The sequence below is a fragment of the Pontibacter pamirensis genome (genome assembly GCF_010015475.1).
GTDB lineage: Bacteria > Bacteroidota > Bacteroidia > Cytophagales > Hymenobacteraceae > Pontibacter > Pontibacter pamirensis.
In genome coordinates, this window is the sequence record NZ_SSNI01000065.1 from 1 (window position 1) to 13,613 (window position 13,613).

General features: G+C 45.1%; 10 protein-coding genes and 1 rRNA gene. 4 read left to right on the plus strand and 7 right to left on the minus strand.

Going from position 1 to position 13,613, the window contains the following annotated elements:
- Positions 1-175 precede the first annotated feature (175 nt).
- Positions 176-883, plus strand: coding sequence for a pseudouridine synthase (locus E1919_RS25905; protein ID WP_162056311.1), 708 nt, complete (start codon positions 176-178; stop codon positions 881-883).
- A 189-nt stretch (positions 884-1,072) separates the two neighbouring features.
- On the opposite strand, the gene E1919_RS25910 is transcribed toward E1919_RS25905, so the two are convergent.
- The 4 genes from E1919_RS25910 to E1919_RS25925 form a co-directional block, all read right to left on the minus strand.
- Positions 1,073-2,311 (minus strand): serine hydrolase, encoded by a 1,239-nt coding sequence (locus tag E1919_RS25910; protein WP_237144862.1) that lies wholly within the window; start codon positions 2,309-2,311, stop codon positions 1,073-1,075.
- A 130-nt stretch (positions 2,312-2,441) separates the two neighbouring features.
- Positions 2,442-3,263 carry a DUF481 domain-containing protein gene (locus E1919_RS25915; RefSeq protein WP_162056313.1) on the minus strand — a complete coding sequence of 274 codons (822 nt, stop codon included), beginning with the start codon at positions 3,261-3,263 and terminating at the stop codon, positions 2,442-2,444.
- Between the two features lie 94 nt (positions 3,264-3,357).
- Positions 3,358-5,127: a chloride channel protein gene (locus tag E1919_RS25920; RefSeq protein WP_162056314.1), complete on the minus strand. Its 1,770-nt coding sequence runs from the start codon at positions 5,125-5,127 to the stop codon at positions 3,358-3,360.
- A 210-nt stretch (positions 5,128-5,337) separates the two neighbouring features.
- Positions 5,338-7,029, minus strand: coding sequence for a potassium channel family protein (locus tag E1919_RS25925; RefSeq protein WP_162056315.1), 1,692 nt, complete (start codon positions 7,027-7,029; stop codon positions 5,338-5,340).
- A 545-nt stretch (positions 7,030-7,574) separates the two neighbouring features.
- Here E1919_RS25925 and E1919_RS25930 point away from each other — a divergent pair.
- Positions 7,575-8,036, plus strand: a complete 462-nt coding sequence (locus tag E1919_RS25930) for a hypothetical protein (protein WP_162056316.1) — start codon at positions 7,575-7,577, stop codon at positions 8,034-8,036.
- 584 nt (positions 8,037-8,620) lie between these two features.
- Here E1919_RS25930 and E1919_RS25935 read toward each other — a convergent pair.
- On the minus strand, positions 8,621-9,391 hold the full coding sequence (locus E1919_RS25935; RefSeq protein ID WP_162056317.1) for an SDR family NAD(P)-dependent oxidoreductase: 771 nt from the start codon (positions 9,389-9,391) through the stop codon (positions 8,621-8,623).
- A 351-nt stretch (positions 9,392-9,742) separates the two neighbouring features.
- On the opposite strand from E1919_RS25935, the gene E1919_RS25940 reads away from it, so the two are divergent.
- The gene (locus E1919_RS25940; RefSeq protein WP_162056318.1) at positions 9,743-10,978 is read left to right on the plus strand and encodes a multidrug effflux MFS transporter; all 1,236 of its coding nucleotides are present in this window, start codon (positions 9,743-9,745) and stop codon (positions 10,976-10,978) included.
- A 211-nt stretch (positions 10,979-11,189) separates the two neighbouring features.
- The gene (locus E1919_RS25945; RefSeq protein ID WP_237144863.1) at positions 11,190-11,633 is read left to right on the plus strand and encodes a hypothetical protein; all 444 of its coding nucleotides are present in this window, start codon (positions 11,190-11,192) and stop codon (positions 11,631-11,633) included.
- Positions 11,634-11,777: 144 nt separating this feature from the next.
- Here E1919_RS25945 and E1919_RS25950 read toward each other — a convergent pair whose 3' ends face one another.
- Both E1919_RS25950 and rrf read right to left on the minus strand, forming a co-directional pair.
- Positions 11,778-13,109, minus strand: coding sequence for a sensor histidine kinase (locus E1919_RS25950; RefSeq protein ID WP_162056319.1), 1,332 nt, complete (start codon positions 13,107-13,109; stop codon positions 11,778-11,780).
- 427 nt (positions 13,110-13,536) lie between these two features.
- Positions 13,537-13,613: ribosomal RNA gene (gene rrf, locus E1919_RS28315) — 5S ribosomal RNA — on the minus strand; the annotation flags it as partial.

A 13,613-nucleotide genomic window follows, 5' to 3' on the forward strand; every position in this document is an offset into this window, starting at 1 on the left:
CCTGTAGCTTGGGACCTTTTTGCCCACGCTCAGATGCGGCACTATCCAGCGGTTTATGCTATCTTCGCTTATGACTTCCATCGGATTAGGTTTAGGTTGAAATGTCTTTGCAAACACTTTTACCAGCTTAATTCTTTGGAGGTTCTTTAAATTCTAAACAGCTTTTCTGTTATAAATGAAAGTGCTCAATTCCTCCCTGAATCATTTTATTGTTCAGAAATTAAAATTATCAAACAAAGATGCTGTTCAATATATTCTTTCGGGTAGAGTGCTGGTGAATGGCAAACAAGGGACACTAAAGCAGGTGCTGCTACCGGAAGACGAGGTTCAGGTGGATGACCAGGTTATTAAAGAGCAGAGAAAAAAAGTATATATAGCCTATCATAAACCATGCGGCGTAGAATCCACGATGAACACCCAAATAGAAAACAACCTGCTACAGGCTTTAGACATTGCCCATAGTGTATTTCCTGTAGGAAGGCTTGACAAAGCATCAGAGGGGCTTATGCTACTCACAAACGATGGAGATCTATCATACAAAATACTTCACGCAGAGAGGCATCAGGAAAAGGAATACCTGGTAATGGTGGATAAGCCTTTGACACAGCAGGCAGTAGAATGCCTTGCTGCTGGTATTGTCATCATGGGGAAAAAAACACGGCCCGCCGTCGTTAGGCAGGTGAATGATATTACTTTTTCCATCTTCCTGAAACAGGGCCTCAACCGACAAATCAGGAGAATGTGTTACAAGTTGGGATACCAGGTGAAGAAACTCGTGCGCATCCGCATCATAACCCTTGAACTCGGAAACCTATTAATTGGGGAGTGGCGCTATCTAAGTCAGTCAGAAGTCAATAATCTGGTTCAGAAGGTTTCTGATTGAGACGGTTGCTTACTCAAGTCTGTCATTACTTTTACTTTTCAAGAGACATAAGTGTTTTGACTCATATTTGTTTAATCATATAATATTTGTTAAAGATATCCGAAAAAGCGGAGAAGGAAATTTAGTTAGAGAGAAGAACCTGTAGATGGCAGAGGCTACCGTATTTTGGAAGCTATTGACCAACAAAAACTAATTATCTACCTCCTTAAAAGAAGGGCGGGTATCATTGGTGTCTCGCTTTTCATACTGTACCTGAAATGCAGAAAGATCAGGTTTAAATGTACGCGCTCTTGATAATTCGTAGTTATAAATAATTTGCCCCAGGTTGTACAGGAAAGGATAACCGACTGTATCATACTCATACTTCCCATCGTTCAATACGCCGTCACTGTTCACATACAAGTTGGCAGCTAACATGTATTCCACTTTATTCTCAAAATCAACTACGTACGAAACATCCGTTAGAAAACCATAAGCCCATCCTACTTTGTTAAAAACCCTGACATTTGCCGGCACTCGATGATCCTTATTTCGGAAAAAGAATTTCGCGTAACTATCATAAAAGAGAGTTGCGTCATACTTGGGGTAAGGAGTCTCAGAGGGGTACTGCGACAAATAGCGGTACAGGAAGCTATAGTCGTCTTCTGAAAAATTAAACCTTTGCTTTTTGGGCACAGATGCAGGAAACAAAACGGATTGCAATAACTGCTGAAGGTCCTCCAATGGAAGATTGTTTTGTTTCGTAAAGTCAAAGGGGGCATTCACCAAGCTATCGCTGCTGTCGTAATGGGCATTTCCCAATAGGACTACCTTGCTAAAATCAATGGAATCGGAATTATATGCAGGCGGCTGGGAATATATTGTGCTACCATCTTCATTTAAAAAGCGGACGGCGTTCGTGTGGCGGTTTTGCTCTTCTGTAAAGCTCATAAATTGCCGGACGATGCGGGAGTCTTCATAGCCTTTACGGTGAAGGTTCCGGTTGATTTCCTGTTGACCTATAAACTGGTATAAACGGTTATAAGGATCATTCTCGCTTACCAGGAAAGCCCGACGAATAAAATGCGCAATGGAAGGCCGGCCATCAGCTGACGTAGCGTCTGTATAAAGTGGCTTCTGCCCCACATAACTACTATCAAAAACGAGCGGCATATGCTTGTTTACCCCCTTCTTTTGAAGCTTTTTGAGTTTCTCCAATGCTATGAAAGCCAGTGGCAGCTTTACCATAGACGCCGGGTTGAAATAGAGATCAGGATCATGGTTGAAGTAATAGTTCTGGAAAGAAGGGTTGTTGTTCTTATCACGGTTAATTTCTGTGTAAATGATCTGCAACCGGTACGCTTCAGCGTTCCTAATCAGCATGTTAACACTGTCGTTTCCTGCTTTGATAAGAATATCTTTTAGGAAGTCATCTGTTCTTTGAGACATTGAAGGCTTTGGTATGAATAACAGCGATAATAAAAGCAGTAGATGTCTTCTCATCAAATGATTTTCTTAAAGCTGTCATTACGTTTGTCGGTGTAAGCTTAAAAGCAGCAGCATGTTTATGCGCTTCAGTTTAGGGCTGTATGCCCAGCGAAACGCCAAAGGTTAGGTGAGAATCGTTGTGCCTGCGGGTAGCTTCCACTTCGCTCTCATAGGTATTGGCGAAACTGGTACGGATACCAACCCATTTATTTAGGGGCATTTCCAGGGTGAGAAGGGTATTCCAACGCAAATTAGAAAAGTCTCTCAGCGACGGTTGCGCAAAAGTGAGATGGTTAAACTGTATTTTTTTACCAAGGAATCTGTGGCTGCCCTTAACACGAAAAGAGTTTCGTTGCGTGACTATAGTGGACCGCTCTACGAAATCAGTTGATTCATGAATAATGGCATTCGTCAGCGTCAGGGTATGTCTTTCGGTCTGCAGCAAGCGGTATCCTACCCCCGCCCCTACCAGTTGCCGTAGTTCGATGCCCCGCAGGTTGCTTATTTCTATGGTTCCCAGCCCGAATATATACGTCTTTCTTTTCTTGAATACATCAATAAACAAGTCAACGTAGGTGTCGCGCTCGGCTAGCAAATTGTTCTGCCTTCCGTAGCTGAAGCGGGGGTTAGTGGCAATAGAAATCACCGGGCCTCCCAAGGTCACCTCTGCCCGCAGCACCACAAGGCTGCGGTTTACGTTCCCTTGGGTGAAGCTGCCGTCGCCAAAAATGCGGTAGCTCAGGGTATCCAGCACCAGCAACTGCGGCTTTTTCAAGCTGTCGGCACGAGCCTGAAGAAGAGAATCTGTTTGTGTGCGTACATTCTCCCCCGCTTGCTGGGCTAAAACAGGGCGTCCAGCGATAAAACTAAAGGCAAGCAGCACTAGAAAACAGAGGCAGGCGGTTTTTCTCATCACCCAAAAATAAAGCAAAAAGTCAGGCGAAAGAAGCAGAAACCATTTAAATTCAGAAGTAACACACACCGTGTGCAGCTATAAAAGCTTCTGATCAGAAGAACCTGTTCACACGGGTCAGATCTTTCCGGTACTGCGTCAGGAGCCTGCTTTTAGATATAAAACCTTTAAACTTGCCTTTCCGCACCACAGGCAGCGACCAAAGCTTGCTTTTGTCAAACTTGTCAAGTACTTCTGCTGCAGGCTCATCTACTTCCACGGTAACAATTGGAGGCTGCATCAGGTCTTTGGCCGTGACGGTGTCATAGTTGAATACATCTCCTAATTGTTTGCGCATGTCACTCAGGGTAATCACCCCTACCAGCATTCCTTGGGTATCCAGCACCTGCAGTACATCCCTGTTAGAGTTGGAGAAATTTTCAACGACAACCCGCAGGGATTCATCCTCTAATAAGGGCCTGTTATCCTCCTCAATTAACTGGCTTATATTTAGCTGGTTTAGCAGGATACGATCTACCCGCAGGGCTTTGCCCTGCCCTTTGGGTTGCTCCACACTTGAGCTCAGGTTCTCAATGTAATATTTCAGAAAGTATGAAACAGCGCATACCAGCATCAGGGGCACAAACAGCTGATAACTCTGTGTAATCTCGGCGACGAGAAATATGGCTGTAACAGGTGCATTCATGATGCAGGCAAAGACACTGGCCATACCCAGGAACATAAAGGTGGCCATGTTTAAACCATAGAATGGGAACAGCAGCGCAACTATTTTGTAAAAAAGGTAGCCCAAAAATCCACCCGTAATAATGGAAGGTGCAAAATAGCCGCCCTCTCCCCCTGAATTTACGCAAATACCTGTGGCGAGTGGCTTAACCATAGTTATGAGAAAGAAGAAAAGCAGATTAGACCAGATGGTGGTGGGCAGTGCGGCCAGCGGCGAATTCACAATCAGGGAGCGCTCTTCCGAGTTTAGCAATGCGTTCATACTCACGTAGCCCTCGCCATACATGGGCGGCAGCAGGTAAATAATACTGCCCAGCGCTACTCCGCCCACTATGGCACGCAGGTATGCATTTTTGATGCGGGAAAAGTAAAGGGAGCAGTAGCTGTAAGTCTTTAGCAGGTAATTCGACATGAGCATGCCCAGCACCCCCAGCAGAATAACCAGCGGAATCTGCTCATAAGCAAAATCAGTGAGCGGCACCTCAAAGCGCAGGTGCTGCCCCATAAAGAACTCAAACAGGATTTTACCGGCCGCCGCCGCCACCAGCAACGGAATCAGCAGCGTTGGGGTAAACTCGGGGAGTATGGTTTCAAGGGCAAAAATAAACCCACCCATTGGCGCATTATACACCGCAGAGATTCCGGCAGCCACGCCGCAGCCAATAAGCAGCGTGCGAAGCCGGTAATTCAGCCTTAGCACACGCCCTACATTAGAACCTACGGCTGCCCCGCTCGTAATAATAGCCGCCTCTACCCCGGAGCTTCCACCGAAGCCAATAGTAAGTCCGGTAGTTACAAATTTAGAGTAAATAAGCCTGAACCGAATAATGGAGGTATCTTTCTCTATAGACTCGATTACGTGCCGGGCGCCGCTAAAATACGCTGTTTTGCTGAACACATTGCGGTTGAGGAAGGTCACCAAAACAAACCCGATGAGCGGCAGCAGGAAGTAGAGGATATTCGGTGCGAAATAAACCGCATACTGCTCAATGTAGAAAATAATCGTTTTAATCAGAATCGCGGCAACACCCACAATTAAACCCACCACCACGCTTAGCACAAAAGGCATGATACGGTTGTTGCTCTGCCTCCTGCGCCACCTGAAAAAAGCCAGCTGGAACCTGTTCAATTTATGCTTCATTGCTACGGGGCTACCCTAAACTGTAAGCTACAAAAATTATATATACTGCAAAACAAGAAGCTGATTTTCAGCTGCCAGCTGCTTGCTCATTTATCGCCTAAATACTAATCAGACCGGCTCCTTCAGGGTGAGCACATATACCAGCCCTGATACTATCTACCCTTTCTAAAGTAACATAAAATTCATTTTTTTGGATAATATTGAAAGCGCTTACCTGGCCCCATACATGCTGAAGAATTTGTTCTCCGCCTCCACCGTACCGATGAGAATGATTTCTGCTTCAGCGGGTAACACCATGGCTGGATCGGGGTTGATATGCGTTGTCTCTCCGGTGCGGATGGCAATAACGGTACTACCTGTCTCCTGCCGGATGGAAGAATGGGCAATTGTACGTCCGGCCAGTTGCTTCGGCACTTTTACCTTAAGTAAATTCAAGCCCTCAGCTACCATCAGTATGTCACTGCGCTTGAGCAGGTTAAAAATAGTGTTCGCCCCCATGGAGGCGTACGACATCACAAAATCAGCCCCGGCCCTGTGCATCGTTGCCAGATTCCGCTCGAGGGTTGAGCGGGTAATAACCTGAATATCAGGACGCAAGCGGCGGCAATAAATGGTTAGGTATACGTTTATGTCATCGTCGTGCGTAGTGATGATGACACAGGGAGACGTATCAATACCCGCCTGCTTCAGTATGTCAAGTTCAGCCGCATCCCCCAGTATATAACGTGCATCATTCTTTACCCGCTCCGGAGCTTTCTCTACTATTCGGTAATCAAGTTTACGTGCCTCTAAAGCCTTGCCCGTAGCTCTGCCGACGCGCCCGCCTCCAACAATAACCACTGGAGAGTTCATGTGCCTTTCAACCTGGAACGCCTTATTGTACTTTTCTATCTGTGCTTCAGAGCCTGCCAGCACCAGTACGGTTGTTTGGGTGATGTGCGTGTCGGGTTGAGCAGCCCGGAACTTGCCACGCTCCCAAACGCCCACCACACTTACGCCTACCTTCTCCCGCAGTTTTGTCTCCCGCAGCGAGAGCCCAACAAGTGGAGAGCCTGCCACCGTGGCTTCAGCAATCTGCAACTCTTTAAACTTCCCTATTACGTGCGCGCATGCGTCTCCCCCGCTGGCTCTGCGAGCCAGAAACAGGCCCATTATCTCACCCAGCCGCAAGACATGGTTGCTGCCTGCCAGCTTCAGGATGTCTTCCGATGCCTCAAAATTGCAGGTGGAAATGATCTGCACCTCACTGCTTAATCCCCGTACCGTAAAAGCCACGTTGGTGTTTATCACGTCTGTGGAAGTGGTCGCCACCAGCGCCGCCTTTTCTGCCCGTACGCTACGGTATGTTTCAGGGTCATCGAAATCCCCCAGCATTACGTTGACGCCGAGTTCACGCAGACGTAACCCCTCTGCCAAATCCGGCACCAGCACGACATAGGGATACTGAAACCGGTCCAGTTTCTTAATAAGGGCCTCTGTAACAGAACCGTAGCGGGTCAGTACTACGTGTCCGCTCGTGCCCTCTGGCAATTCACGGGGTACCTGCGCTTGTTCCTGCGCCTTCATCCAGGGCGAATAAAAAAAGTTAATAAAAGTGAAGGGAAACAGGATCAGCAGGAGCACCATACCCGACAGAAGTACCACGATGGAGAAGAAACGCCCGGCATCACTATGAAAAGTGATATCTCCGAAACCCAGGGTAGACATAACCGTGAGAGTCCAGTAAAAACCTGTTATCCAGGTGTGTTGCTGCCCCTCACGAAGCATGAGCAGATGGAATATGACAGTAAAAACAAGAACCAGGATAAACAATATAAGCAGAAACCGAAACAGAAGCTTCAGGTTACGACGGTCGGGCTTGTTCCGAAGGAAAAGGATGAGCTGAGTAGGAAGAAATTTCATAGGCTATAGACTTTTACGGTAAAAGAGGCCTGTGAGAAACAATATTCAAACAAAATTATATTGACGTATAAAGCAGCAGCGTTAGCAGACGGTATGGATATGTGTCCACATTTGTTTTCCCAAAGCTACCATGGTAGCTGCTTGAATTATTCAGATACTGCACCGAAAGCTATGTTTATTCATTCGGGCTATATGTAAATGCACACCCCACCAGTCACACACACTTATGCTACACATGTACATATAAACTTAAAGCGCTCATTGGAGTAAAAGATAAAGTACACAGCACAAACAGCTTATTTACAAACATGTTAAATTGTTATTACTGCGGCAGCCTCTTCAGGGTTTAGTACTGAGGTTATCAAAGTAAACAGGAAATAGGTGGAACAACATACACCACCAATGGCAGTTAATTCTGACATACTTGTATAAACTCTTCTCAAAGAGGAAAGAGGATTAGTGATGTACGAGTAGCTTCCTGACTGAATAATGAAGTTACTCCCCACTTTAACTTAACTTATACAGCAATTTCTAAAAATAAAGATATGCGCAAACAAATAATTAATCAGGCATCTCCTGCAACCCATACCGGGTTAGACCTGGAACAACTGGCTCAAATTGAAATTACGTCTGAGGATGAAGCTTTTCCTATTGAGTCGGCCCTTACGGCTAACAAAGTGGAAGGCTGGAAGGCGGCACAGCCTGGTGAACAGGTCATCCGGATTATGTTTGATACACCACAAAAAATCCAACGGGTTCATCTTTTGTTTCGGGAAGAGGAAAAGGAGCGCTCGCAGGAGTTTCTTCTGCGCTGGAAACCAGAAAGTGATGCATCTTATCGTGAGATTGTACGACAGCAGTATAACTTCAGTCCTCCGCAAACGACAGAAGAATCAGAAGAATATACGGTGAACCTCGACGCGGTGAGTGCACTGGAACTTACTATCAATCCTGACATAAACGGAAGAGGAGCCTACGCCTCGCTTGCACAACTACAACTGATTTAGAGGCGGAAATGCATATAAAGAAGATGTGTAGCCCACACCAAAAGAAGAAGCCTCTGCAGTATAGAGGCTTCTTCTTTTGGTGTGAGTAAATGCAGCGTTTTAGGAGACATACCAAATTCATTCAAAGCTTTAACTCGCGTCGGATGCATACAACTATACTGACACCATTCAATCCGGCCGTCATGCATCAACATCTATCCTATGCCTGACCTATACAACTTTGTTTCCCACTTCTCTCACTTTAACGTACTCTGCGAAAAGTTTTGCTTAAAAATTTCTCTTACGACACGCAGAAGACCCAGCGGGACGACCTGTCGATAGAAAAAAAGCCGAGTATTCTTTAGCTTCAGCGGAGCGACTTGTTAGTTATATATACAGTCCGCTCCGCTGGAGCTAAGGGCGGTTCCTGACCAAGGGGCTATTTACAGGTTGTCCCTCCGGGACTTAAAACATACGATAATCTGTTGTTTTGTAATGTCAATTATTCTCTTAAGCTAATTTTTCAAATACAGCATTTATACTACTGACTTATAGTTAGTTATACCAATAACTTAAGCGAGTATGTACAAAATTCGGCGCACCTCCTATTCATATGGTGAAGGGCTGATAGATGTCCATCCGCCGTCAATCACCAGGGACTGCCCTGTAATATGCCTGGCATTTTCTGACACCAGGAACAAGGCTGCATGTGCAATATCAGACGGATAAGCAGGACGTCCCATAGGTGTAATAGTTGACCACGTCTTCTCGTAGGTACCGTCTTCAGCAGTTCTTTCTGTAAGAGTAGCCCCGGGAGCAAGGGCATTCACATTGATTCGGTAGGGTGATAGTTCAAGGACGAGGTGCTTGGCAAGCAACTCAAGTGCAGCTTTTGTCATGCCATAGGCTGCTAAGTTCTTATGCGCCTGATGCCCCGTAACAGAAGACATAAAAAGGATGCTGCCCCCGGATTGCTGTTTAATTATCTGTTTGGCTGCCGCCTGTGCCAGGAAAAAACTCCCGCCGAGGTTCATTTGCGTCACTTTATGCAGGTCTTCCGGGGTGTAGGTCAGGAAATCACCGAACACGGTGATGCCAGCATTTGCGATGGCAATGGTAAGCTTCCCAAATTCCGTAACTGCAGCGTTCACCATCTGCTGGATGAACTGCGGGCTAGCAGCATCTCCGGCTAGGCCAATGCAGGAGCCGTACTGGTCGTTTATACTTTTTGCAGCTTTGGCAGTCAGCTTTTCATCTATATCATTTAACAGCACCGATACTCCCTGCTTTGCCAACTCCTGGCATATTCTGAAGCCAATGCCCTGCCCTGCTCCGGTCACAATAGCTACCTGTTGATTAAAAGACGCTGCTGACATAAAGTTATTCTACAATGATTTAATTTAAAAATATTTTCTTAAGATGTTACCTGCACGTTTTAGTGTAGGAATACAGGGTTGTTGTATTGGTTTTGCTGTTAGCATCCTGCTTCTTTTTCATCAGAATGAATTTTAGTTAAAAATAATTTTATTCAAAAATATCGGTACATAAAACAGCTCATTTCTCTTCCATATGACCCCAAGCGCAAGCTTTCAGGTTGCTTTTATCTGTATCGGCAAATTATATGAAAATGAATACAGCCGTGTCACACTTCCAGACGTTTATTGACATAGCCGTGTAAAGTACGGTCTTCCTTTTATCTTTACCTTTGCAGGGCAATTTACCTTTTTATGACACGCAAGAATTACATCACCCTCATTATCATACTAGGAACACTCACTGCCTTAGGTCCTTTTTCAATAGATATGTATTTGCCTGGATTTCCGGCCATTGCCAAAGATTTGAATACGACGGTAGCAGAAGTTTCCCTTACTTTATCCAGTTTCTTTATCGGCATATCTGCCGGTCAGTTGCTGTATGGCCCGCTCATGGACAGGTTTGGCAGAAAGAAACCGCTTTACATCGGTCTTGTTGGTTACCTGATTGCCTCGGTGGCCTGTGCTTTTGCCACCTCCATCGAAACGCTGATAGTGTTGCGTTTCATACAGGCTGTTTGCAGTTGTGCCGCAGCGGTAGCCTCCGTAGCCATGGTGCGGGATTTATTTCCGGTGCAGGATAATGCAAAAGTATTTTCGCTGCTGATGCTGGTGGTAGGTGTTTCGCCCATGATTGCACCGACAGTTGGTGGCTACGTAACGGCAGGTTTCGGGTGGGAAGCAGTGTTTCTTATCCTGGCCGCCATGGCGGCTGCTATATTGGCTGCAGTTTACCTGAGACTGCCCGAGAGCAGCAAACCAGACCCTACCTATTCGCTCAAGCCAAAACCAATTTTATCTAAATTCCGCATGGTTCTGAAAGAGCCTTATTTCTATACCTATGCATTTTCTGGTGCTGTCTCTTTCTCGGGGCTGCTGGCTTACGTTTCTGGTTCACCGCTGCTGTTTATGGAAATATTTGAGGTTAATGAGAAGGAATACGGATGGATTTTCGCTTTCCTCTCTATCGGCTTGATTGGAGCCAGCCAGGTGAACAGCATCATGCTGCGCAGATATCGCAGTGAGAAGATAATCATTGCGGCGCTTGTTTGCCAACTGGTGATAGGAACTGTGTTTTTGCTGGGCATTATGAATGGTTGGCTGGGGTTATATGCCACCATTGCCTGTATCTTCCTCTTCTTAAGCTGCCTTGGTTTCACGTTCCCTAATGCCTCTGCGTTGTCTTTGGCGCCTTTCACTAAAAACGCAGGTAGTGCATCTGCGCTGATGGGTGCTTCTCAAATGGGTATTGGCGCCTTGGCAACGGTTATCCTGAGCCTTTTCAGTAATCATTCTGCCGTACCTATGGCTGGTTTAATGGCCGCATCAGCCTTAGTAGCATTGTTAATTTTAATTTGGGGGCAGAAGGTTATTCAGGCAAGAGGTATGAGTTATCAGACAGAAAGCACTGCCGCAGGAGTTGTTCATTAAGCTTGATTAAGACTGAGACAGGAGGTATTGGCAAAGGCATTTTGGTTTTGAACACAGTATGTTGCTGTACCATATCTTCCGCACAAACCAAACCAACTGGCCTTGTTCAAAAACAGATAGCTGTAAAATTAGCCCAGGCACGCTTACAACACCGTTATAGAAAAGAGAGGTGGTTACAAAAAAATAATTTATACGATAAATAGAATTACAAATGACACGAGATAAAGACGCAATCCTACACCTGTACAATATAATTCTGCCCACGTTAGCGACACGCATACACTTAAATCTAACAGATATCACCCCCCTGTTCGACGACTTTGGGCTGGAGAAAGTTGTAGATATCTGGACAAAAGACCCTGATGCTGGCGATGATACACCCATCAGCATAGAGAACGGCAATGTGCAATATATGGGGCTAAAGCTGCGCCTGGAGGGATTTCAGCGAGCAGGAGTCCCTCCCTTTGACGTGACAAAAGACCTACACTTCAAGCTGGGACATACAACTTATGAGGTAGGGCCAGGCAAAAACATTGTTTGGCTGGAAAAGCTTTATGGAGAAGCATGGTCTGAAAGCGAAGCAGCAGATACGGCGCAAAGGTGGTGTGAGGAATTAATTGATGATGTCACACAGCGCCTGGAGAACCTGACATAGGTTTTAACAAGTTTTTACACCTCCCTCTTAGCATAGCGGGCATTACTTTGGTCAATGATGGTCGCAATTAGGGAGGCATAAACGAGAATACTCGGAAATATATTCTGGCTGCTATAAGTAGACACAGCCTTATAAATTAAACCTTTACTTTAAATTTAACATCGGCAGTCTTATAATGAATTCAGTGTATTCTCCCTCTTTTGAGTTTATTCTAATTTCTCCATTGTGGCCTTTGGTGATAATATCGTAGCTCAGCGACAGTCCAAGCCCTGTACCTTGCCCCGTAGGTTTTGTAGTAAAGAAAGGCTGCAGTATTTTATGGCGTATATTCTCCGGAATCCCACAGCCATTATCCCTGATGCGTAATTCTAAAGCCTTACTTTTCCATATGGTACTCACCTGCACCAGCGGCTGGTAATTTTCCAGTGCTCCGGATATCATTTTCTGCTGTACAGCATAAAACGCATTGTTAAACAAATTAAGTAGCACCCTGCCTAAATCCTGCGGCACTACCTCCAGTTTGGGAATGTTGTTGTCAAAATGCGTTTCCATCTTTGCACAAAAACTCTTATCCTTTGCCCGTAAGCCGTGGTAACTTAAGCGAATGTATTCTTCTGCCAAGGCATTGATATCAGTAAGCTCTTTCTGACCAGTGCTGGCGCGGGTGTGCTGCAGCATACCTTTTACAATGGAATCCGCCCGTTTGCCGTGATGATGTATCTTCTGAAGGTTTTGCGTCAGATCCTGTAATATTGCCCTGAAATGTCCCTTTTCGGCATCGGGTAACATTTGCAAGGGTCCGGAATTTAATTCGTCTACAAGTTCAACACTTAGCTCAGAAAAATTATTTACAAAATTTAAAGGATTTTGAATTTCATGGGCAATACCGGCAGTGAGTTCACCTAAAGAAGCTAGCTTTTCCTGCTGTATCAGTTGTGTTTGGGTAACTTTAAGTTCTTCTACAGTTTTCTGTAATGCTACTTTCTGCTGAGTTAACTCAGCGGTACGGTCTTTAACTAAAGCCTCCAGTTCTGCTTTCCGGTCTTCAACAATTCTTAACTCCTGTTGCTGCTTTCTTGAATTTGCCCATCTGGCAAATATCCAGATAAAAGATCCAACAATAGTAAATTTAAAGTAGCCTTCCCAACTATCATAGAAATCAGGCATTGCAAGTCCAACGAAGCTATTTAATATTCCAGCAAAAACTAATGGATAATTGGCCTGGATATATGGTTTAAATTCACTGAAATCAGGTTCTTTCTCAAGGTAGAGCAACAGTCCTAACAAGAATATACTTCCAAGGAAAACACTTGCTTCGTCACTGAAAAAAAAAGAAACTACAAAGAAAAGAGCTACGACGGCCCACCCCGAAAATGCAAACAAACTTTGCCATTTTATGTACAGAGATGATTTCTCTAATGGCTTTTTTATGCGCCTTATGAGTAAAAAGCCAGCCAAAAAAGAGAAAAAGTGCATGGGGTTATAATCTCTAATTAGAATTATACTACAGATAAGAACATAAAACTTTATTCTATGACATGAGAAAACAAGTTATAGAATAAGTTGCAATAGTTTTTTTACATAAGTTATTGTTTTTATTCCATTATACAAAAAAAACAATGCTATAGCTTAACAGGACAGAGGGGGTAGAAAAAAGCTACACTTCCCTTGAGGGTATGCTAATTTTGCTGCTGCTGGTGCGAACCTTCAGACTAATGTTATAGTAAGAAGGCTCAAACTTAACGCTGCTGGCCGAAGTCCCGGGAAGAGAAAGCGCGAAGACAGACGTTCCTGCTATAGTGAGACCCATACAGCAAATCATGACTCATCGCGCAACTTTAGGAAAGCCTCTAAAACGCAAGAACGCCCCCTGCTATCTCTAACAGGGGGCGTCTTTTTGTAGGGTTGGCGGCCACCTACTCTCCCGGGTGTGACCCCAGTACCATCGGCGCGTCCGGGCTTAACTTCTCTGTTCGGGAT

Excerpts from the sequence above, each read along its gene's own strand:
- E1919_RS25905 (WP_162056311.1), top strand. The coding sequence starts at position 176 with ATGAAAGTGCTCAATTCCTCCCTGAATCATTTTATTGTTCAGAAATTA.
- E1919_RS25910 (WP_237144862.1), bottom strand. The coding sequence starts at position 2,311 with ATGTCTCAAAGAACAGATGACTTCCTAAAAGATATTCTTATCAAAGCA.
- E1919_RS25915 (WP_162056313.1), bottom strand. The coding sequence starts at position 3,263 with ATGAGAAAAACCGCCTGCCTCTGTTTTCTAGTGCTGCTTGCCTTTAGT.
- E1919_RS25920 (WP_162056314.1), bottom strand. The coding sequence starts at position 5,127 with ATGAAGCATAAATTGAACAGGTTCCAGCTGGCTTTTTTCAGGTGGCGC.
- E1919_RS25925 (WP_162056315.1), bottom strand. The coding sequence starts at position 7,029 with ATGAAATTTCTTCCTACTCAGCTCATCCTTTTCCTTCGGAACAAGCCC.
- E1919_RS25930 (WP_162056316.1), top strand. The coding sequence starts at position 7,575 with ATGCGCAAACAAATAATTAATCAGGCATCTCCTGCAACCCATACCGGG.
- E1919_RS25935 (WP_162056317.1), bottom strand. The coding sequence starts at position 9,391 with ATGTCAGCAGCGTCTTTTAATCAACAGGTAGCTATTGTGACCGGAGCA.
- E1919_RS25940 (WP_162056318.1), top strand. The coding sequence starts at position 9,743 with ATGACACGCAAGAATTACATCACCCTCATTATCATACTAGGAACACTC.
- E1919_RS25945 (WP_237144863.1), top strand. The coding sequence starts at position 11,190 with ATGACACGAGATAAAGACGCAATCCTACACCTGTACAATATAATTCTG.
- E1919_RS25950 (WP_162056319.1), bottom strand. The coding sequence starts at position 13,109 with ATGCACTTTTTCTCTTTTTTGGCTGGCTTTTTACTCATAAGGCGCATA.